The following is a 1,256-nucleotide window of genomic DNA, read 5'->3' as shown; positions in this document are numbered from 1 at the left end:
CACCGAGCACCTGAAGGTGCACAAGCACGACCACCACAGCCGCCGCGGGCTGCTGCTGCTGGTCGGCCGTCGCCGTCGGCTGCTCAACTACGTCCCCGGCGCAGCTCCTGCCCGGCACGGGTGGCGGTGGAGAGCGGGCTGCCGCCCCCGGCGTCCCCGGTGAGCTGGCGCAGCTCGGCCAGGTTCGGCGTGGTCAGCCGGGTGCCGGCGACCGCCGCCGGCCCCCGGGGGTGGGGATCCCAGACCACCGGCGCGGACGCCTCGGCCAGCGCCGCGCGCAGCGTCGGCTGCCGCAGCAGGCCCCGCCCGTAGTCGCTGGCCAGGATCGCCCCGGCGCCCGCGATCGCTTCCAGGGCCGCCTCGGGCGGCTCGGCGGGGGGCCTGCGGCCCGCCGCCCCGGTCGAGGCGCAGCAGGGTCTGCCCGCCGGCACGCAGCCGGATCTTCTCCGGCGTCGCGCCGGGCATCCGCAGCGGGAGGAGCCGCACCCCGGCGGCGGTCAGCAGTTCGGCCAGGCGGGCGGCCGCCGGGTCGTCGGCGAGCGCGGTCACCAGGGCGACGTCGGCTCCCTGGGCGGCGGCGCGCCGCGCGGCGAGCCCCGCCCCGCCGGGCCGGTCCGTGGCGGACCGCTCGTCGAGCACCGGCACCGGCGCGTCCGGGCAGACGCGGTCGACCGCGCCCACCACGTCCCGGTCCAGCAGGGCGTCGCCGACCACCACCAGCGGGCCGCTCGCGACGCCGCCCCGTCCTGCCGGCGCCCGGCGCCGCTCGCGCCGCGCCCGTTGGCGGCGCCGCCGTTGGCGGTGCTGCCGTTCGCGGCGTGGCCGTTGGCGGTGCTGCTGTTCGCACCTGGGCCGTTCGCACCGGGGCCGTTCGCGCCGTGGCCGTTGGCGGTGCTGCCGTTCGCGGTGCCGCCGTTCGCGGCGTCGCCGTTCGCGCCGTGGCCGTCAGGGCCGTGGCCGTTCGCGGAACGGCTGCCGGGGCCGTGGCCGTTCGCGGCGCCGCCGGCAGAGCCGTGGCCGTTCCGGCCGTTGCCGTTGGCACCGTGGCCGGCGGCGGTCAGCGCGCGACCGTCCAGGCCGAACCGGTCGGCGAGGCCGACGCCGCGTGGGGCCGGCGGGGCCATCCGCGGCAGGCCCCGCACCATCGGCAGCGCCTGGTCCACGTACTCGCAGAGCAGGTGGCTGGTGACGAGGTGGAGTTCCTGGACGACCTGGCTGTCGGGTGAGGGGACGGCGAGGGCGTCGTGGCAGGCGTC

The 1,256-nt window shown here is 79.6% G+C and carries 1 protein-coding gene and 2 pseudogenes; 1 reads left to right on the top strand and 2 read right to left on the bottom strand.

All coding sequences use genetic code 11. The annotated features are described in order from the left end of the window. Positions 1-163 (top strand): 30S ribosomal protein S15 (locus ACWENR_RS30815; protein WP_452280446.1); only part of this gene is annotated, 163 nt, incomplete at its 5' end. On the opposite strand, the pseudogene ACWENR_RS30810 reads toward ACWENR_RS30815, so the two are convergent. Both ACWENR_RS30810 and ACWENR_RS30805 read right to left on the bottom strand, forming a co-directional pair. Continuing rightward, positions 96-717, bottom strand: a pseudogene (locus ACWENR_RS30810) (PfkB family carbohydrate kinase); the annotation flags it as partial. The gene ACWENR_RS30815 and the pseudogene ACWENR_RS30810 overlap by 68 nt on opposite strands. A 392-nt stretch (positions 718-1,109) precedes the next feature. Then, a pseudogene (locus tag ACWENR_RS30805) lies at positions 1,110-1,256 on the bottom strand (phosphoheptose isomerase); the annotation flags it as partial.

Source organism: Micromonospora sp. NPDC004336 (genome assembly GCF_053602615.1).
The sequence above is the reverse complement of the archived record's forward strand: the minus strand, read 5'-3'. Positions and strand labels throughout refer to the sequence as shown.